The organism is Carboxydocella sp. ULO1, from assembly GCF_002049255.1.
Taxonomy (GTDB): Bacteria; Bacillota.
In genome coordinates, this window is sequence record NZ_BDLQ01000083.1 from 1 (window position 1) to 251 (window position 251).

The 251-nt window shown below is 52.2% G+C and carries 1 pseudogene; it reads right to left on the reverse strand.

The annotated features are described in order from the left end of the window. Positions 1-251 (reverse strand): annotated as a pseudogene (tuf, locus tag ULO1_RS11160) (elongation factor Tu); the annotation flags it as partial.

Sequence of the window (251 nt, forward strand, 5' to 3'; positions counted from 1 at the left end):
GCGCCTACAGTCCGGCCACCTTCGCGGATAGCGAAGCGCAGACCTTCTTCAATAGCGATGGGGGTGATCAGTTCTACTTCGATCTTAACGTTGTCACCAGGCATAACCATTTCTACACCTTCGGGCAGCTTGATTACACCGGTAACGTCAGTGGTCCGGAAGTAGAACTGGGGCCGGTAACCGTTGAAGAAAGGAGTATGACGGCCACCTTCTTCTTTGGTCAGCACGTATACTTCAGCGAAGAACTTGGT